Genomic DNA, 17,467 nt, shown 5'->3' on the forward strand with positions numbered 1-17,467 from the left:
CATGACGACGAGTTCGACCGACGCCGTTCCCAACGCCGTCCCCAACCCCCACGCCACCGCCGAGCAGGTGGAGGCGGCGCGGCACGACAGCAAGCTCGCCCAGGTGCTCTACCACGACTGGGAAGCCGAGACCTACGACGAGAAATGGTCGATCTCCTATGACCAGCGCTGCGTCGACTACGCCCGGGACTGCTTCGACGGCGTCGTGCCCGACGAGGTCCGCCGCCAGCTGCCCTACGACCGCGCCCTGGAATTGGGTTGCGGGACAGGCTTTTTCCTGCTCAACCTGATCCAGTCGGGGGTGGCCCGGCGCGGGTCGGTCACCGACCTCTCGCCCGGCATGGTCAAGGTCGCCACCCGCAACGGGCAATCGCTCGGGCTGGACATCGACGGCCGGGTGGCCGATGCCGAGGGCATCCCCTACGAAGACAACACGTTCGATCTGGTGGTCGGGCACGCCGTCCTGCACCACATCCCCGACGTGGAGCTGTCGCTGCGCGAGGCGATCCGGGTGCTGCGCCCGGGCGGGCGGTTCGTCTTCGCCGGCGAGCCGACCACCGTCGGCGACTCGTACGCCCGCACGCTGTCCACGCTGACCTGGCGGATCGTCACCAACGCCACCCGGCTGCCCGGCCTGGGCGGCTGGCGGCGTCCGCAGGCCGAGCTTGACGAGTCCTCGCGCGCCGCGGCGCTGGAGGCCCTCGTCGACCTGCACACCTTCGCACCGCAGGACCTGGAGCGGATGGCCACCGACGCCGGCGCGGCCGAGGTCCGGACCGCCACCGTGGAGTTCACCGCCGCGATGCTGGGCTGGCCGCTGCGCACGTTCGAATGCGCGGTGCCGCCAGGGCGGCTCGGCTGGGGCTGGGCCAAGTTCGCGTTCAACGGCTGGAAGACGCTGAGCTGGGTGGACGCCAACGTCTGGGCGCACGTGATGCCGAAGGGTTGGTTCTACAACGTGATGATCACCGGGGTCAAGCCCTCCTGAGTGTCGGCCTCACCTTCTCAGCCGACGACGTCAGCTACCTGCGGTCGGAATCGGGTGCCGCGGCGCTGGCGGCCGTCGCCGAACTCGAGCTGACGGACGCCACCCGGATCGCCGACACCGCCGCCGCGCGCGCCCGGTTCGGCGACCGGGCGCCGGTGCTGGTGGAGACGACGCTGCTGCGCCGCCGCGCCGCGGTGAAACTGGGCGGGCTGTCTGGCGTGTCGGATTGGCTGTTCACCGACGAGGCGCTGCAGCAGGCCACCGCGGCGCCGGTGGCCCTGCACCGGGCCAACCGGCTGGCCGGGGCCGGACCGGTGCACGACGCGACGTGTTCCATCGGCACCGAACTGGCCGCGCTGCACGGCTCGGGACTGCGGGCGGTGGGCAGCGACATCGACCCGGTGCGGCTGGCCATGGCGCGCCACAACCTGGGTGCGGCCGCCGGTCTCTGCCGCGCCGACGCGCTGCACCCGGTGACCCGCGACGCGGTGGTCGTCGTCGACCCGGCGCGCCGCCATGGCGGGCGGCGGCGCCTGCGCCTGGACGATCACCGGCCCGGCCTGGGCCAGTTGATCGACGCCTACCGGGATCGCGACCTCGTCGTAAAGTGCGCTCCCGGAATCGATTTCGATGAAGTGCGCCGCCTCTGCTTCGACGGCGAAATCGAGGTGACGTCGTATCGAGGATCGGTCCGGGAAGCGTGCCTGTGGTCGGCCGGGTTGGCGCGGCCGGGTGTGCGCCGGCGGGCGAGCGTCCTGGACGGGGCCTCGGGGGGCGAACAGATCACCGACGCCGAGCCGGACGACTGCCCGGCGCGGTCCGCCGGGCGATGGATCGTCGACCCCGACGGCGCCGTGGTCCGGGCCGGCCTGGTCCGCCACTACGGCGCGCGGCACGGGCTGTGGCAACTCGACCCCGACATCGCGTATCTGTCCGGGGATCGGCTGCCGCCGGGGGTCCGCGGCTTCGAGGTGCTCGAGCAGTTGGCGTTCGACGAGCGGCGGCTGCGCCAGGCCCTCTCGGCGCTGGACTGCGGGGCGCTGGAGATCCTGGTCCGCGGCGTGCGAGTCGACCCCGACGCGCTGCGGCGACGGCTGCGGCCGGGCGGCGGCCGACCCCTCGCGGTGGTCATCGCCCGCGTCGGCGCCGGGCCCGCCGGTCGCGCGACGGCCTTCGTTTGCCGTCCCTCCCGATAGCGCACGGGTACGCTGGCTGCCGTCACTCTTGTGGGCGCCCAGCCTTTTAGTCCGCCTTTTCAGTTTGCGAGGACACTTCGACGATGCGCTACCTGACAGCGGCCGCGGTGCTGGCCGCCGCGGTCCTGCTGGGCTGGCCGGTCGCCCCTCGGGCGGTCTCAGAGCCGTCGTCGTGCGCCGGCCTGGGCGGCACCCTGGAGGCCGCCGGGATGTGTCGCGTGCACGCCGCCGGCACCACGTACACGCTCGACATGACGTTTCCGGCCGACTATCCCGACGAGCAGGCGCTGATCAACTACATCACGCAGAATCGCGACGGGTTCGTCAACGTCGTGCAGAGTTCCGGGCCGCGCGACCAGCCCTACCAGATGGAAGCCACCACCGAACAACACACGTCCGGCCAGCCGCCGCACAACACCCGCAGCGTCGTGCTCAAGCTCTTCCAGGACCTCGGCGGGGCGCACCCGTCCACCTGGTACAAGGCGTTCAACTACGACCTCGGGGCCAGGCGGCCCATCACCTTCGACAATCTGTTTGCGCCCGGCACCACGCCGCTGGATGCCATCTTCCCGATCGTCCAGGGCGACCTGGAACGTCAAAACCCGTTGGGGGTGGCGATATTGCCGTCGACCGGTCATGACCCGTCGCACTATCAGAACTTCGCCATCACCGATGACCAGCTGATCTTCTACTTCGCCCCGGGCGAGATCCTGCCGGCGTTTGCCGGCCCCGTCCAAGCGCAGGTGCCCCGCAACGCCATCCCGCCGCTGGCGATCTAGCGCCTGAGCCGGGCTTCAGGCTGGGGTGAAACCAAAGACCTGGCCGTCGCTGGTGGCGGCCACCACCCGGCGATCGTTGCCGACCGACACCCCGACGGGGTACCCGGTGGCGGCCGGGAGCGGATAGCTGCCCAGCGTGTGACCGTTGGCCGGATCGAAGACCAGCACCGACATGCCGGGCGCGGCCTCCTCGGGTGGCCCGGCGGCCACGGTGTAGCCGACGCCACCGCCGGCCAGGCTCGACGACGACAGCGGCGTGACGTCATCGCGGCGCCAGACCTGATCGGCGTGATCACCGGCATCCTTGAACGCCGCCAGCCGGGTGTCGGGGCCGCCGCCCGACACGATCAGCCCCCGCGGGGTGACCGCGGGCGGTGTCTGCGCCAGGAAACCCAGCGGCACCGACCATTTCACCTTTCCGTCGGCGGCGTGCAGCGCCCACAGCCGTTGGTCGCGGCCGTTGACGTACACGGTCGACCCGTCGGCGGACAGCGCCGGGCTGGCGATGACGCCCGCGCCCACGGCGTCGCTGGTCCACTCCCGGGCGAGCAGCGGCGTCTGCCCCGGGTGGTACTTGAGCCCGACCAGCCCCGCGGCCGGCGCGCCCGGCTGCCAGACGCTCAGCACCGCCGTCGCGCTCACCGTCGAGAAGGCCGGCGCGGCGGCCACGGGGCAGGCCTGCCGGGCGGGGGCGCAGTCGGCCAAGCCGCGCGTCGCATCGGTGGGGTCGATGCCCTCCACCAGATCCAGCGGGCTGCCGACCACCTGGCCGCGGTGGGCGTCGAAAACCAGCACCTGCCCCAGATGGGTGGCGACCAGCAGCTGGCCGTGCCCCAGAAATCGCGGCGTGGCGGGCATCCCGATCACCGGCTGGCGCCACCGCGTCCACTGTGTGACCGGAAACGACAGGAAAGCCCCCGGCTGGCCGACGTAGAGATTGTCGAAGCCGTCGAACAACGGGCCGGCAAAGCCGCCGCCCTGGACAAGCCGGACACACCAGCGTTGCCGGCCGTTGTCGTTGGTTTCCCACTCCATCAGCGAACAACCGGCCGGGGTCTGCGCGTTCAGGGCGAGATAGCCGCGCGCGCTCAGCGCCGGACCGGCCGCCAAACCGCCTTTGACCGACCGCGTCCACTGCAGTGACAGCCTGGCGGCGCCGTTCGTCGTCGTGTAGCCGCTGTTGGCGGCGTCGCCATACGGCGCCGGCCAGCCCTGCGCGGCCGACGCCTCGACCCACGAGTCGGTGTTGCCGCAACCGCCGAGCCCGACCGCGAGCGCGGCCGCCAGCACCGCCGAGGACCACCGCCGAAGCCCACGCGGGAGATGTCGGGCAAGCACCTCGGGTTTCCAAATCCTTCCGCGGGCGTTCGGCGGCTGCAGCGATCGAGTACAGGTGAGGGTAACCCGTGGCGCCTCGCGTGCGCATCGTCGCCGGGCTGTGTCCGGTTGCCCGGCTTCTCAGCCCGCCGTTCCGGCGCGCATCGTCGCCGGGCTAGGCTTTCCGGCCATGACGACCATGTGGGGAGCCCCTCTGCATCGCCGTTGGCGTGGATCGAACCTGCGGGATCCCCGGCAGGCCAAGTTCCTCACGCTGGACTCGCTGAGATGGGTGCTGGCCAACCGCGCCTACACCCCGTGGTACCTGGTCCGCTACTGGCGGCTGCTGAAGTTCAAGCTGGCCAACCCGCACATCATCACCCGCGGCATGGTGTTTCTCGGCAAGGATGTGGAGATCCACGCGACACCCGAATTGGCGGAGCTGGAGATCGGCCGTTGGGTGCACATCGGGGACAAGAACACCATCCGCGCGCACGAGGGCTCGCTGCGGTTCGGCGACAAGGTGGTGCTGGGCCGCGACAACGTCATCAACGCCTACCTCGACGTCGAGCTCGGCGATTCGGTGCTGATGGCCGACTGGTGCTACGTCTGCGATTTCGACCACCGCATGGACGACATCAACGCCCCGATCAAGGATCAGGGCATCATCAAGTCCCCGGTCCGGATCGGCCCGGACACCTGGGTGGGAGTCAAAGTCACGGTGCTGCGCGGCACGTCCATCGGGCGCGGCTGCGTGCTCGGGTCGCATGCCGTGGTCCGCGGCGTCGTCCCCGACTACTCGATCGCGGTCGGCGCGCCGGCCAAGGTGGTCAAGAACCGGCAGCTGTCCTGGGAGAGCTCGGCGGCGCAGCGCGCCGAACTGGCCGCCGCCCTGGCCGACATCGAACGCAAAAAGGCCGCGCACTAGCGAGGGCGTGCAGCCGCGGATCGCGGCGAAACCACAACAGCGCGGCCATCATTCGACGCGGCGGTTGAGCCGCCAGACATGGGTGGCCAGGGCGGTGGCGAAGGCGCACCACAAAGCGTACGGCGACAGCGCCAGCCCGGCCCGCCGGTCGGCCCGTGCCGTCCGGCGGGCCAGGTCGGCGCTGCTGACCGTCAGCGCGGCGGCGCCGAGCGCGGCGGCGCCGAGTTTGTGATACCGGAAGAAGAGCCAGCTCCATCCGGCGTTCAGCAGCAGGTTGAGGCCCAGCGCCGCGGCGTAGCGGCGCGCCTCGTCGCGCCGTCCGGCCGCGCGCAACCGGTCGACGGCCACCGCGGACGTGGCCGCGATGTCGCCATAAAGCGCGGTCCACACCACGGGGAAGGCGGCGCCGGGCGGCTGATATGGCGGCTTGCGAAGCCGCGAGTACCAGCCGTCTACACGCCTCGCGCTGGCGATGCTGCCGGCTCCGGCGGCCGCGGCGGCGGCGAGCGTCGTCGCGGCCAGTACTGACCTGTTCATCCTGCGCTCCGTTCTGTTGGGTCAACCCTACTGGCGCTCAACGGCTTTGGCGTGTGGCGGTGTCGGTGGACCACGCGCGTGCTCTTCTAGGCATTTCAGTAACGTAACCATTAATCGGAAGAACAAAACCGCCCGCCGTTTCGTGGTAGGCGAGATGCAACCGGCGGTCGTGGAGTTGAGGGACCGGGCAGGAGGGGGCCGCGGCAACGTGCGGGGCATGCGCGAGGGCCCACGCCGACACGGGAATACCGACATGGCCGAGCCGGAAAAGCCGCGGGCACAGACCAATTCGTTTGGGACCCGGTGGTGGTAACCGCCGGGTCGCGCGCCGTTTGCCCCGACGTCGATCGGGGTATGCGCGGCGTCCGGGACCCTCCGAGATCACTGGCTGGGCCGGTGAGCTATTTTGTCGGTCGGCCCACCATGCGATGCCATTACCGCGGTGAGTATGGCAGCCTAAGCGACGTAAGTATCAGTCATCAGCAACCGCTACATCGGCGCGGTCTGAAGAACGACCGGCGGCTGTGCCTCGGCAAACCCGCGGGTATGGAATGTCGATGGTGAGACAATCGGATCAGTATGACTGGCTCAGTGCCTACCTGAAGGGTCGTGGCCTCCAGCCGGTCTGGCGCTGGGCAACGTTCGGCTCCACCGCATCACAGGCCGCGCTGCCGCTCGTCATGCTCTACACTCCCGCCGGCCCCGACCACCCGACGTCGAGAGCGGTGGCGGTCGCCGCGGCGGCGTTCGGGGGCGCCGCCGCGATGCTATGGCTGCTGCGCTGGCCCACGCGGCGACAGTCGATCCTCTACTCGTTGGGGGCAACCGCCGCCATCGCCGCCACGTGTTTGTCGCTGTCGAACCCTTATGCGGGATTGATGGGATGCGCGACCTTCGCCATCCTGGGTGGTTTCGTCGCCTACTTTCACGCCGTTGGCTACATGCTTGCCAACTTCGGGGTGGCCGCAGCCTGCGCGGCGATCCTGTCGCATCGACTCCTGGCGGCGACCGGCGACGTCGCCCTGACCGGTGCGAGCCTGATCACCGTGGGGGCGCTGAACGTTGGCGTGCCGTTCGGAATTCAATCGTTGGTGCATACGTTGCGAAGCGACCTACGGAGTTCCGAGCGTGATCCACTCACCGGCCTGCATAACCGGCGCTCGTTCTACGACTCCGTCTACGAACTGATGATGCTTCACCACCGCTCGCCGGGCACATATCTCGTGGTCGCGGTGATCGACCTCGACAACTTCAAGCGACTCAACGACACCCGCGGCCACGCGGCCGGCGACCAGGCCCTGGTCGCCGTCGCCGGGGCGCTTCAAGCAAACTGCCGCTCTACGGCCGTCGTCGGTCGCACCGGTGGAGAAGAATTCGTGGTCGCCGACACCGACACCAGGCCCGACCCCGCGCAGATGGCCGAACGACTTCGCCGGGCGATAGCCGCGATCCCCTTCCAGGTCACCGCGAGCATCGGCACCTCGAGCGTCCCGCTCGACGCCGGCGCGACCGTCGCCAACACCCGGCTCATCGACGACCTGATCAGCACGTCGGACGCGGCGATGTACGAGGCCAAACACGCTGGGGGCAACCGGGTTTGCCATCACTCGAAGTTGGAACCCCGGCGCGGAGGACGGCCGGGCTAACGGTCTGGCAGTGCGTGCTCGACGATGGGCAGCCGTGGCAGCGGCTGCCTTTCGCGGCGCTTGGCCGCCAGGTACACCTGCGCGGTCTGGCCGGCCACCGCCTGCCAATCGAAGTCCGAGGTGAGCCGTTCGCGGGCGGCGCGGGCGCGCCGCTGCGCGGCGTCGGGATCGTCGAGCACGCTGCGCACCGCCGAGGCCAGCGCCGCCACGTCGCGCGGCGGGCACGACACGCCGGTCTGCCCGTCGATCACCGCCTCGCCCAGGCCGCCGATGTTCGAGGTCACCAGCGGGGTGCCGGCCGCGGCGGCCTCCAGGGCGGCGAGCCCGAACGGCTCGTAGTGGCTGGGCAGCACCGCCGCGTCGGCCCGGTGCAGCACCGCCAGCAGCTCGGCGTGGTCGAGGTGTCCGACGAACCGAGTTGCCTTGAGCACCTTGTGCTTACGGGCCTGGCCGACGAGCCAGTCCTGCTGGGTGCCGTCGCCGGCGATGGTCAGCGTGGTCCCCGGGTGGGTGCGCCTGATCCGCGGCAGCGCCGCGATGACGTCGTGCACGCCCTTCTCGTACTCCAGCCGCCCGAGGTAGAGCAGTTCGGCCGGCCCGGTGCGCGGCCGGCGGGCCGCGAAGGGCCAGCGCGCCGCGTCGATGCCGTTGCGGATCACGGTGATCTCGGCCAGGCCGGGGCCGAACAGTTCGGTGATCTCGTCGGCCATCGACACCGAACACGTGATCAGCGAATCGGATTCGCGCACCAGCCACGACTCGACCGCGTGCACCTGACGGCTGAGCGCCCCGGTGACCCAGCCGGAATGGCGACCGGCTTCCGTCGCGTGAATCGTGGAAACCATTGGCACGTCGTAGAATTGGGCGAGCGCGATGGCCGGGTGGGCCACCAGCCAGTCGTGTGCGTGCACGACGTCGGGGGTGAAATCCAGCGACAGGCCGGCGCGGATCATCGAGTGACCCATCGCCAGGGTCCAGGCCATCATGTCGCTGCCGAAGGTGAATTCGTGTGGATCATGCGCGGCCGCGATCACCCGGACGCCCTCGGCGACCTCGTCGGACGACGGATGGCTGCTGGGATCGGTGCCCGAGGGTCGCCGGGACAGGACGACGACGTCGTGACCGGCGGCGGCCAGCGCCGTCGACAGGTGATGCACGTGGCGGCCCAGCCCGCCGATCACCACCGGCGGGTACTCCCACGACACCATGAGGATCTTCACGGGCGCCTCGTCCGCCGCCCGGAAAAACTGCGTCGCGAGCGTGCGCAGAATGCCGGGCCACGCGGCGTGTCCCCGTACAAACACGCACGCTCGCGGGGAAAGTGGCGCCTCACCGGGGCAGCCTGCGTGCGTCTAGGGCGCCGAACAGGCCGTCGGCGCGGTTCCAGCCGTCGGCCAGCCGTTGGGCGGTGTCGCGCCGGCCCGAGGCCAGCGCCCCGGCGATCTCCCGGGTGGCGTGGGCGTGCAGGTGGGCACGGTAACGGGCGTAGTCGGCGGCCGAGTCCTTGCTGACCATGAACGGCCAGTCGCTGGACACCGTGAGCAGGGTCTCGCGCAGGATCTGGTCGGCGACGTGGTCGCGGGGGAGCGGCCCATCCAGGGACGCCGTCTGCGACAGCGCCTTGTCGACGGTGCTCAGCGCGGTGTCGACGACCTCGGTGTTGAGCTGGACCAGGTCGGCCACCTTGTCGCCGGCCCACACCTGCCAGTCCTTCCCCGAACCCCACGAGCTCGGTGGCAGGGCGACGGGATCGCCGACGAATCCGTCGGCGATGGCGTCGCTCAGCGTGCCCACCCGCACGCCGGCCGCGGGCAACGCGCGCAGCACCCGCTGCAGCCACGTCGGGCCCTCGTACCACCAGTGGCCGAACAGCTCGGTGTCGAACGCGGCGACCACGTGGGCGGGCCGCCCGATGCGCTCGGACTCGCTCAGCAACCGGTCGCGGACCAGGTCGACGAAGTCGGCGACGTGGGCGTCGACCGCGTGGTCGGCGCGGTCGGGATCGTAGGGGGCCTTGGCCTCCGACGGCACGTTGCGGCCGGTGACCCGGGCCGGCTTGAGCCCGGTCAGGTGGTCGTACGTGTGGAAGTCGCGGTAGGCGGCGTGCCCCGGGTAGCCGGATTTCGGCGACCACACCCGGTAGCTGACCTGTAGGTCGCGCCCGAACGCGACGACGTCGGTGTCGCCGACGGGCCGGCCCAGGGCGGTGTCGCCGTGCAGCGACGGGCCGTCGACCATGAAGTGTGTGACGCCCGCGGCGGCGTAGTCGTTTTCCAGGCCGGGGGCGTAGGCGCACTCGGGCGCCCAGATGCCGATGGGGCGTTCCGACAGCCGCAGCTCAGCGTCGGCCAGGCCCTCGCGCAGCGCGAACTCGCGCAGCCGCGGCGCCAGCAGCGGCTGGAACGGGTGGGCCAGCGGGCCGCCGAGCAGCTCCACCGTGCCGGCGTCGATCAGGCTACGCAGCAGCGGGCTGCCCCCGTGCCGCCACAGGGTGCCGAAGTCGTCCAGCGCTTGATCCGCCTCCGCCTCCTCGCGAATCCCGAAGGCCCGCAACGCTTCCGGTGCACACGACTGGTAGCCGGCCGACTTAGACGTGGGAGCCCCACGCACGCTGGCGGCCTCGGCCGCCCGCAGCCGCCAGTTGGCCAGCCAGTGATGCATGCCGTCGAGGCAGTACGGGTCGTCGAGCTGGGCGTTGACCACCGGGGTGACGCCGAGCGTGATCAGCCGGTGCCGATCCTCGTCGGCCAAGCTGCGCAGCACCCGCAGCAGCGGCAGGTAGGCCGCCGCCCACGACTGGTAGAGCCATTCCTCGCCGACCGGCCAGCGGCCGTGGTGGGCCAGCCACGGCAGGTGGGTGTGCAACACCAGGGTGAACATGCCGGGCACGCGGCCGGAGGGCGCGCTCACGGCCGCACCGCGATCGCGATCAGGTCCAGGCTGTCGTCGATGTCACGGTCGGCGGCGTCGAGGAGGTCGAAGTCGTCGGTGGTGACCGCGGCGACGTCGGCCGCCAGCTCGGGCGGCCACGGCGTATCGGGGTCAGCGGCCATTGCCCGCGCGATCTGCGCGTCGATGATGGACCCACCGTGGCGGGCATCCATCTCTTGCAGCCGCGGCCCGTGAAACAGCCCGCACATGGACACGTCGGAAAAACCCGCGTCGACCAGCAGCTCGGTCAGCTCGTCGGCGTTGAGTTCGCGGGTGTGAAACGGGTTGATCGGCGTGTCGCGGCCCGGTGAGAAGGTGATCCGGTTGGGCGTGGACACCATCAGCACCCCCGAGGGGCGCAGCACCCGGGCGCACTCGGCCACGAACTGTGACTGGTCCCACAGGTGCTCGATGACCTGGAAGTTCACCACCACGTCCACCGACGCGTCGGGCAGCGGCAGCTCGGCCAGGTTGGCCCGCATGACCTCGACCCGCGGGTAGCGGCCGCGGACGTGGGCCACCGTGGCCGCGTCGTAATCCACCGCGACGACCCGGCGGGCGACGCCGGCGATCAGGTCGGCGCCGTAACCTTCGCCACATCCGGCCTCGAGCACCTCGCGGCCCGCGCAGCGCGGCGCCAGCCGCTGGTAGACGACCTGGTGGCGGCGAAACCAGTAGTTCTCGACATCCAGGTCGGGGATGGTGCGCTCGCCCGTCAGCGTCAACACCGCGTCAACCGAGGTGTCGTCGGGGACGTGCTGGGGACCGTCGGGCAGGGATGCGCTCATTGCATTAGGCAGGCTAACGCGAAGTGTCCGATTCGCGAACCGGGCCGCAAGAACGTGCACTACCACCCGCCGCTATGGTGTGAGAGCAGACCGCACAAAGTTACCGGGCAGTAATACGGCCGTGCGTTGCGAAAACGCGTACCAGGTCTCGCAGTCGGGACTGCGGGACTCCTTCGAGGAGGACGAACCACACTCATGACGAACATCGTGGTCCTGATCAAGCAGGTCCCAGACACCTGGTCGGAGCGCAAGCTCACCGACGGCGATTACACGCTGGACCGCGAGGCCGCCGACGCGGTGCTGGACGAGATCAACGAGCGCGCCGTGGAAGAGGCGCTGCAGATCCGGGAAAAGGAAGCCGCCGACGGCGTCGAGGGCTCGGTGACCGTGCTGACCGCGGGACCCGAACGCGCCACCGAGGCGATCCGCAAGGCCCTGTCCATGGGCGCCGACAAGGCCGTCCACCTCAAGGACGACGGCATGCACGGCTCGGATCTGATCCAGACCGGCTGGGCGCTGGCGCGCGCGCTGGGCACCATCGAGGGCACCGAGCTGGTGATCGCCGGCAACGAAGCCACCGACGGTGTGGGCGGCGCGGTGCCGGCCGTCATCGCCGAATACCTGGGCCTGCCGCAGCTCACCCACCTGCGGAAGCTGTCGGTCGAGGGCGGCAAGGTCACCGGCGAGCGGGAGACCGACGAGGGCGTCTTCACCCTCGAGGCCACCCTGCCCGCGGTGGTGAGCGTGACCGAGAAGATCAACGAGCCGCGCTTCCCGTCCTTCAAGGGCATCATGGCCGCCAAGAAGAAAGAGGTCACGGTGCTGACCCTGGCCGAGATCGGTGTCGAGGCCGACGAGGTTGGGCTGGCCAATGCTGGGTCCACCGTGCTGTCCTCAACGCCTAAGCCGCCCAAGACCGCGGGTGAGAAGGTCGCCGACGAGGGTGAGGGCGGCAACCAGATCGCGCAGTACCTGGTGGCCCAGAAAATCATCTAACGCCCCATCTATCTCAAACGGTCCCCCCACATCACGAGAAGAGCGACATAACCCATGGCTGAAGTTTTGGTGCTCGTCGAGCACGCTGAAGGCGCGCTGAAGAAGGTCACCGCCGAATTGATCACCGCCGCCCGTGCGCTGGGCGAGCCGGCCGCCGTCGTGGTCGGCGCGCCGGGCACGGCGGCACCGCTGGTGGACGGGCTGAAGGAGGCCGGCGCCGCCAAGGTCTACGTCGCCGAGTCCGACGACGTCGACAAGTACCTGATCACCCCGGTGGTCGACGTGCTGGCCGCGCTGGCCGAACAGAACACGCCCGCCGCCGTGTTGCTGGCCGCCAGCGCCGACGGCAAGGAGATCGCCGGCCGGCTCGCGGCCCGGATCGGATCGGGCCTGCTGGTCGACGTGGTGGACGTCCGAGAAGGGGCAGTGGGCGTCCATAGCATCTTCGGTGGCGCGTTCACCGTGGAGGCGCAGGCCAACGGCGACACCCCGGTGATCACGGTGCGGGCCGGTGCCGTCGACGCGGAGCCCCAGGCCGCCGCGGGTGAGCAGGTCGCCGTCGAGGTGCCCGCGCCCGCCGAGAACGCGACCAAGATCACCGCCCGCGAGCCCGCCGTCGCCGGCGATCGCCCGGAGCTCACCGAGGCCACCATCGTGGTGTCCGGTGGCCGCGGCGTCGGCAGCGCGGAGAACTTCAGCGTGGTCGAGGCGCTGGCCGACTCGCTGGGGGCGGCCGTCGGGGCGTCGCGCGCCGCCGTCGACTCGGGCTACTACCCGGGCCAGTTCCAGGTCGGCCAGACCGGCAAGACGGTGTCGCCGCAGCTCTACATCGCGCTGGGCATCTCCGGGGCGATCCAGCACCGCGCGGGCATGCAGACCTCGAAGACCATCGTCGCGGTCAACAAGGACGAAGAGGCGCCAATCTTCGAGATCGCCGACTACGGCGTGATCGGTGACCTGTTCAAGGTCGCCCCGCAGCTGACCGACGCGATCAAGGCCCGCAAGGGCTGACAACGCGCGCCAAGGGGCGCGCCTTGCGCGCACAGCCACACCCAACTCCCCGGTGACTCGAGTGACGGATGGGACGTCGCGAGCGCCGTGAGCTAGGCCCCGGCCAGCCACATTTCGTCATCTGACGTGCACCGACACGTCACAGCGGCGATGCCGATTAGCTCATCGACTGCGACACGTTGGTGGCATGAGCATTGCTTCCGTCCTGATACCCAGCGATAAGCCGGACGGCGCGGTGACCAGCTCGTCCGGGCCGCGCTATTCGCTGTTGCTGTCCACCGACCCCGGCCTGATCGAGGCGGCGCAGCGGCTCCGGTACGACGTGTTCGCCAGCACACCCGGCTTCACCCTCCCGGCGACGGGGCACCGCGACGTCGACCGGTTCGACGAATACTGCGACCACCTACTGGTCCGCGACGACGACAGCGGCGAGCTGGTGGGGTGCTACCGGATGCTGGCGCCCGCCGGTGCGATCGCCGCCGGAGGCCTCTACACCGCGACCGAATTCGACGTCCGCGCCTTCGACCCGCTGCGGCCGTCGCTGGTGGAGATGGGACGCGCGGTGGTGCGGGACGGTCACCGCAACGGCGGAGTGGTGCTGTTGATGTGGGCGGGCATCCTGGCCTACCTGGACCGCTGCGGCTACGACTACGTGACCGGCTGCGTGTCGGTGCCCATCGGCGGCGACGCTGACGTTCCGGGCGGCCAGCTGCGCGGCGTCCGCGACTTCGTCCTGAACCGTCACGCCGCGCCGCCCCAGTACCGGGTGCGGCCCCACCGGCCGGTGCGCGTAAACGGGCGGGCCCTCGACGACATCCCCGCGCCGCCGCGGCCGTCGGTTCCGCCGCTCATGCGCGGCTACCTGAGGCTGGGCGCCCAGGTCTGCGGGGAGCCGGCGCACGACCCGGACTTCGGTGTGGGCGACTTCTGCGTGCTGCTGGACAAACGACGCGCCGATACCCGATATCTGACGAGGCTGCGGTCGGTATCGGCCGCGACCGAGATGGCGGGCGGCGCGCGATGAACGCTCCCGCGGTCACCGGACACCCCTGGCTGCCGCGCACGACGTGCGACATCGGCTGTGTGGGTGTCGGCGACGCCGCGGGCTCGCCGCGGTCGCGGGTGGCGCTGCGGGTGGCGCTTCGCGTCCTGCTGGCGCTGCTGTTGGCGCCGGGGGTGCCGCTGCTCGCGGTGCCGCTGCCGGGCCGGACCAGCGTGCAGCGCATCTACTGCCGGCTGGTGCTGCGCTGCTTCGGTGTCCGGATCACGTTGTCGGGCAACCCGATTCGCAACCTGCGCGGGGTCCTGGTGGTCAGCGGCCACGTGTCCTGGCTGGACGCCTTCGCCATCGGCTCGGTGTTGCCCGGGTCGTTCGTCGCGCGGGCCGATATGTTCACCGGGCCGGCCACCGGCGTCGTGGCCCGCATGTGCAAGATCATCCCGATCGAGCGGGCCAGCCTACGCCGGCTGCCCGGGGTGGTGGACACCGTCGCGCGCCGGCTGCGGGCCGGCCACACGGTGGTGGCCTTCCCAGAGGGCACCACCTGGTGCGGTCGGCACGGCGACGATGCGGGCCCCGAGGGGGCCCGGGAAGGAGCCGGGCAGTCACACCAAGGGTGCGGGTCCTTCTATCCGGCGATGTTCCAGGCCGCGATCGACGCGGGCCGCCCGGTGCAGCCGCTTCGGCTGACCTACCACCACGCCGACGGCAGCGTCTCGACCGCCCCGGCCTTCGTGGGCGACGACACGTTGTTGCGGTCGATCGGCCGGCTGCTCACCGTGCGGCGCACGCTGGCGCGGGTGCACGTCGAATCCCTGCAGCTGCCGGGCGCCGATCGGCGGGACCTGGCCCGCCGGTGCCAATCCGCGGTGCTGGTCCCAGCGTCCGTGCACCGAGGCCAGGGGCACGCTCTGGTGGCCTGACCGGCCACGTGAGCCAAATTGCCCAACTTCTCCTCAGGGCCCGCCGGCCCCGCATCGTCGCTGCGCCAAGCCGGTATCCTGGGCGCGTCATGGTCTACCTCGATCACGCCGCCACCACCCCGATGCACCCCGCCGCCATCGAGGCGATGACGGGCGTGTTGGGCACCGTCGGCAACGCGTCCTCGCTGCACACCAGCGGCCGGGCGGCGCGGCGGCGGATCGAGGAATCCCGCGAGCTAATCGCCGACAAACTGGGCGCCCGCCCGTCCGAGGTGATCTTCACCGCGGGCGGCACCGAGAGCGACAACCTGGCCATCAAGGGCATCTACTGGGCCCGCCACGACGCCGAGCCGCGCCACCGCCGCATCGTCACCAGTGAGGTCGAACACCACGCCGTGCTGGACTCGGTGAACTGGCTCGTCGAGCACGAGGGCGCCCGGGTGACCTGGCTGCCCACCGCGGCCGACGGCTCGGTGCCGGCGGCCGCGCTGCGCGAGGCGCTGCGGAGGTACGACGACGTCGCGCTGGTATCGGTGATGTGGGCCAACAACGAGGTCGGCACTGTCCTGCCGGCCGCCGAACTCGCCGCCGTTGCCGCCGAATTCGGCGTCCCGATGCACAGCGACGCCGTTCAGGCGGTGGGGCAGTTGCCCGTCGACTTCGCCGACAGCGGGCTGTCGGCGATGAGCGTGGCCGCACACAAGTTCGGCGGTCCGCCGGGAGTGGGCGCGCTGCTGCTGCGCCGCGACGTGTCCTGCGTGCCGCTCTCGCACGGCGGCGGGCAGGAGCGCGACATCCGCTCCGGCACTCCCGACGTCGCCGGCGCCGTCGGCATGGCGGCGGCCGCCGAAATCGCGGTCGACGGGCTCGACTCCCACGGCGCGCGGCTGCGGGCGTTGCGGGACCGCCTGATCGACGGGGTGCTGGCCGGCATCGACGACGTCGTCCTCAACGGCGCCCGCGACCCGCTGCGGCTTCCCGGCAACGCGCACTTCACGTTCCGCGGCTGCGAGGGCGACGCGCTGCTGATGCTGTTGGACGCCAACGGAATCGAGTGTTCGACGGGATCAGCCTGCACCGCCGGTGTCGCGCAGCCGTCGCATGTGCTGATCGCGATGGGTGTCGACCCGGCCAGCGCCCGCGGGTCGTTGCGGCTCTCGTTGGGGCACACCAGCGTTGACGCCGACGTCGATGCGGTGTTGCGGGTGCTGCCCGGCGCCGTGGACCGCGCCCGCCGGGCCGCGCTGGCCGCCGCGGGGGCGTCCTAAGTGAGGGTCCTCGCCGCGATGAGCGGCGGCGTCGACTCCTCGGTCGCCGCCGCCCGCATGGTCGACGCCGGGCACGACGTGGTCGGCGTGCACCTGGCGCTGTCGACCGCGCCGGGCACGCTGCGCACCGGCTCGCGGGGCTGCTGCTCGAAAGAAGACGCCTCGGATGCGCGCCGCGTCGCCGATGTGCTTGGAATCCCTTTCTACGTCTGGGATTTCGCGGAGAGGTTCGAGGCGGACGTGATCGACGACTTCGTGTCGTCGTATGCCCGCGGCGAGACGCCGAACCCGTGCGTGCGGTGCAACCAGCGGATCAAGTTCTCGGCGCTGTCGGCGAAGGCCCTCGCGCTGGGCTTCGACGCGGTGGCCACCGGCCACTACGCGCGGCTGTCCGGTGGGCGGCTGCGCCGCGCCGTCGACCGGGACAAGGACCAGTCCTACGTGCTGGCCGTGCTGACCGCCGAGCAGCTGCGCCACGCGGCGTTTCCCATCGGCGACACTCCCAAACCGCAGATCCGCGCCGAGGCCGCCCGCCGCGGCCTGGCCGTCGCCGACAAGCCGGACAGCCACGACATCTGCTTCATCCCGTCCGGGAACACCCGGGCCTTCCTGGGCGAGCGGATCGGGGTTCGCCGCGGCACCGTGGTCGGTGTGGACGGCGCGGTGCTGGCCACCCACGACGGGGTGCACGGCTTCACCATCGGGCAACGCAAGGGCCTGGGCATCGCCGGGCCGGGGCCCGACGGCCGCCCGCGCTACGTGACGGCCATCGACCCCGACACCGCGACAGTCCAGGTGGGCGAGGCGGCCGACCTCGACGTGCGCGCGCTGGTCGGGCGGGCCCCGGTCTTCACGGCGGGAGCGCCACCGAAGGGGCCCGTCGAGTGCGCGGTTCAGGTGCGGGCACACGGTGAAATGGCCGGTGCCGTGGCCGAATTGGTGGGCGACGAGCTCGTCGTGCGGTTGCGCGTTCCGCTGCGCGGGGTCGCGCGCGGGCAGACGCTGGTGCTGTACCGCCCGGACCCGGACGGTGACGAGGTGCTCGGCAGCGCCACCATCGCCGGCACGTCACGCCGGCGCAGCACCGCTCGCGGCGCGTGCCCCGAATAAGGCTCCAATAATCCGCTGAGACCTACGTCCAAACGCCCTGCCGGATCGA

Annotated in this window: 16 protein-coding genes; 11 read left to right on the forward strand and 5 right to left on the reverse strand. The window is 71.0% G+C overall.

What is annotated here, in order from left to right:
• The first annotated feature begins 1 nt into the window (after position 1).
• The 3 genes from K3U93_RS07385 to K3U93_RS07395 all read left to right on the forward strand — a co-directional run bounded on the left by K3U93_RS07385 (position 2) and on the right by K3U93_RS07395 (position 2,963).
• Positions 2–988 (forward strand): class I SAM-dependent methyltransferase, encoded by a 987-nt coding sequence (locus K3U93_RS07385; protein WP_083010568.1) that lies wholly within the window; start codon positions 2–4, stop codon positions 986–988.
• A complete protein-coding gene (locus tag K3U93_RS07390) occupies positions 946–2,184 on the forward strand; it encodes a class I SAM-dependent methyltransferase (RefSeq protein WP_420915379.1) in 1,239 nt (412 codons plus the stop codon). The genes K3U93_RS07385 and K3U93_RS07390 overlap by 43 nt, the downstream gene beginning before the upstream one ends.
• An 83-nt stretch (positions 2,185–2,267) precedes the next feature.
• A complete protein-coding gene (locus tag K3U93_RS07395; protein WP_071508765.1) occupies positions 2,268–2,963 on the forward strand; it encodes an esterase in 696 nt (231 codons plus the stop codon).
• A 15-nt stretch (positions 2,964–2,978) separates the two neighbouring features.
• Here K3U93_RS07395 and K3U93_RS07400 read toward each other — a convergent pair whose 3' ends face one another.
• Complete coding sequence (locus K3U93_RS07400) at positions 2,979–4,301, reverse strand: outer membrane protein assembly factor BamB family protein (protein ID WP_230981611.1); 1,323 nt, start codon at positions 4,299–4,301, stop codon at positions 2,979–2,981.
• Positions 4,302–4,470: 169 nt separating this feature from the next.
• Between K3U93_RS07400 and K3U93_RS07405 the strand changes: the two genes are divergently transcribed.
• On the forward strand, positions 4,471–5,208 hold the full coding sequence (locus K3U93_RS07405) for an acyltransferase (RefSeq protein WP_071508767.1): 738 nt from the start codon (positions 4,471–4,473) through the stop codon (positions 5,206–5,208).
• Positions 5,209–5,256: 48 nt separating this feature from the next.
• Here the strand turns inward: K3U93_RS07405 and K3U93_RS07410 are convergent, their stop codons facing one another.
• A complete protein-coding gene (locus K3U93_RS07410; RefSeq protein ID WP_083010566.1) occupies positions 5,257–5,745 on the reverse strand; it encodes a TspO/MBR family protein in 489 nt (162 codons plus the stop codon).
• 557 nt (positions 5,746–6,302) lie between these two features.
• Between K3U93_RS07410 and K3U93_RS07415 the strand changes: the two genes are divergently transcribed.
• Positions 6,303–7,391 carry a GGDEF domain-containing protein gene (locus K3U93_RS07415; RefSeq protein ID WP_338156885.1) on the forward strand — a complete coding sequence of 363 codons (1,089 nt, stop codon included), beginning with the start codon at positions 6,303–6,305 and terminating at the stop codon, positions 7,389–7,391.
• Here K3U93_RS07415 and K3U93_RS07420 read toward each other — a convergent pair.
• The 3 genes from K3U93_RS07420 to K3U93_RS07430 all read right to left on the reverse strand — a co-directional run bounded on the left by K3U93_RS07420 (position 7,388) and on the right by K3U93_RS07430 (position 11,110).
• Positions 7,388–8,611, reverse strand: a complete 1,224-nt coding sequence (locus tag K3U93_RS07420; protein WP_083010603.1) for a glycosyltransferase family 4 protein — start codon at positions 8,609–8,611, stop codon at positions 7,388–7,390. The two genes, K3U93_RS07415 and K3U93_RS07420, sit on opposite strands and share 4 nt — an antisense overlap.
• Before the next feature lie 109 nt (positions 8,612–8,720).
• Entirely contained in the window at positions 8,721–10,271 is a 1,551-nt protein-coding gene (locus K3U93_RS07425; protein ID WP_139796943.1) for a 1,4-alpha-glucan branching protein domain-containing protein, read from the reverse strand.
• A gap of 26 nt (positions 10,272–10,297) precedes the next feature.
• Entirely contained in the window at positions 10,298–11,110 is an 813-nt protein-coding gene (locus K3U93_RS07430; protein ID WP_083010563.1) for a class I SAM-dependent methyltransferase, read from the reverse strand.
• Positions 11,111–11,305: 195 nt separating this feature from the next.
• On the opposite strand from K3U93_RS07430, the gene K3U93_RS07435 reads away from it, so the two are divergent.
• The 6 genes from K3U93_RS07435 (at position 11,306) to mnmA (ending at position 17,418) form a co-directional block, all read left to right on the forward strand.
• Positions 11,306–12,106, forward strand: a complete 801-nt coding sequence (locus tag K3U93_RS07435; RefSeq protein ID WP_071508772.1) for an electron transfer flavoprotein subunit beta/FixA family protein — start codon at positions 11,306–11,308, stop codon at positions 12,104–12,106.
• A gap of 54 nt (positions 12,107–12,160) precedes the next feature.
• Complete coding sequence (locus K3U93_RS07440) at positions 12,161–13,117, forward strand: electron transfer flavoprotein subunit alpha/FixB family protein (protein WP_071508773.1); 957 nt, start codon at positions 12,161–12,163, stop codon at positions 13,115–13,117.
• A 187-nt stretch (positions 13,118–13,304) separates the two neighbouring features.
• Positions 13,305–14,141 carry a GNAT family N-acetyltransferase gene (locus K3U93_RS07445; RefSeq protein WP_083010562.1) on the forward strand — a complete coding sequence of 279 codons (837 nt, stop codon included), beginning with the start codon at positions 13,305–13,307 and terminating at the stop codon, positions 14,139–14,141.
• A complete protein-coding gene (locus K3U93_RS07450) occupies positions 14,138–15,040 on the forward strand; it encodes a lysophospholipid acyltransferase family protein (protein ID WP_083010561.1) in 903 nt (300 codons plus the stop codon). Before K3U93_RS07445 ends, K3U93_RS07450 begins: the two co-directional genes overlap by 4 nt.
• A gap of 89 nt (positions 15,041–15,129) precedes the next feature.
• Positions 15,130–16,308 (forward strand): cysteine desulfurase family protein, encoded by a 1,179-nt coding sequence (locus tag K3U93_RS07455; RefSeq protein WP_083010560.1) that lies wholly within the window; start codon positions 15,130–15,132, stop codon positions 16,306–16,308.
• Positions 16,309–17,418 carry a tRNA 2-thiouridine(34) synthase MnmA gene (mnmA, locus tag K3U93_RS07460; RefSeq protein ID WP_139796937.1) on the forward strand — a complete coding sequence of 370 codons (1,110 nt, stop codon included), beginning with the start codon at positions 16,309–16,311 and terminating at the stop codon, positions 17,416–17,418.
• The last annotated feature ends 49 nt before the right edge of the window (positions 17,419–17,467 follow it).

Source organism: Mycobacterium malmoense (assembly GCF_019645855.1).
Taxonomy (GTDB): domain Bacteria; phylum Actinomycetota; class Actinomycetes; order Mycobacteriales; family Mycobacteriaceae; genus Mycobacterium; species Mycobacterium malmoense.

Coding starts and splice junctions, on each gene's coding strand:
- K3U93_RS07435 (WP_071508772.1), top strand. CDS start 11,306: ATGACGAACATCGTGGTCCTGATCAAGCAGGTCCCAGACACCTGGTCG.
- K3U93_RS07430 (WP_083010563.1), bottom strand. CDS start 11,110: ATGAGCGCATCCCTGCCCGACGGTCCCCAGCACGTCCCCGACGACACC.
- K3U93_RS07450 (WP_083010561.1), top strand. CDS start 14,138: ATGAACGCTCCCGCGGTCACCGGACACCCCTGGCTGCCGCGCACGACG.
- K3U93_RS07425 (WP_139796943.1), bottom strand. CDS start 10,271: ATGTTCACCCTGGTGTTGCACACCCACCTGCCGTGGCTGGCCCACCAC.
- K3U93_RS07445 (WP_083010562.1), top strand. CDS start 13,305: ATGAGCATTGCTTCCGTCCTGATACCCAGCGATAAGCCGGACGGCGCG.
- K3U93_RS07410 (WP_083010566.1), bottom strand. CDS start 5,745: ATGAACAGGTCAGTACTGGCCGCGACGACGCTCGCCGCCGCCGCGGCC.
- K3U93_RS07405 (WP_071508767.1), top strand. CDS start 4,471: ATGACGACCATGTGGGGAGCCCCTCTGCATCGCCGTTGGCGTGGATCG.
- K3U93_RS07385 (WP_083010568.1), top strand. CDS start 2: ATGACGACGAGTTCGACCGACGCCGTTCCCAACGCCGTCCCCAACCCC.
- K3U93_RS07415 (WP_338156885.1), top strand. CDS start 6,303: ATGGTGAGACAATCGGATCAGTATGACTGGCTCAGTGCCTACCTGAAG.
- K3U93_RS07455 (WP_083010560.1), top strand. CDS start 15,130: ATGGTCTACCTCGATCACGCCGCCACCACCCCGATGCACCCCGCCGCC.
- K3U93_RS07440 (WP_071508773.1), top strand. CDS start 12,161: ATGGCTGAAGTTTTGGTGCTCGTCGAGCACGCTGAAGGCGCGCTGAAG.
- K3U93_RS07395 (WP_071508765.1), top strand. CDS start 2,268: ATGCGCTACCTGACAGCGGCCGCGGTGCTGGCCGCCGCGGTCCTGCTG.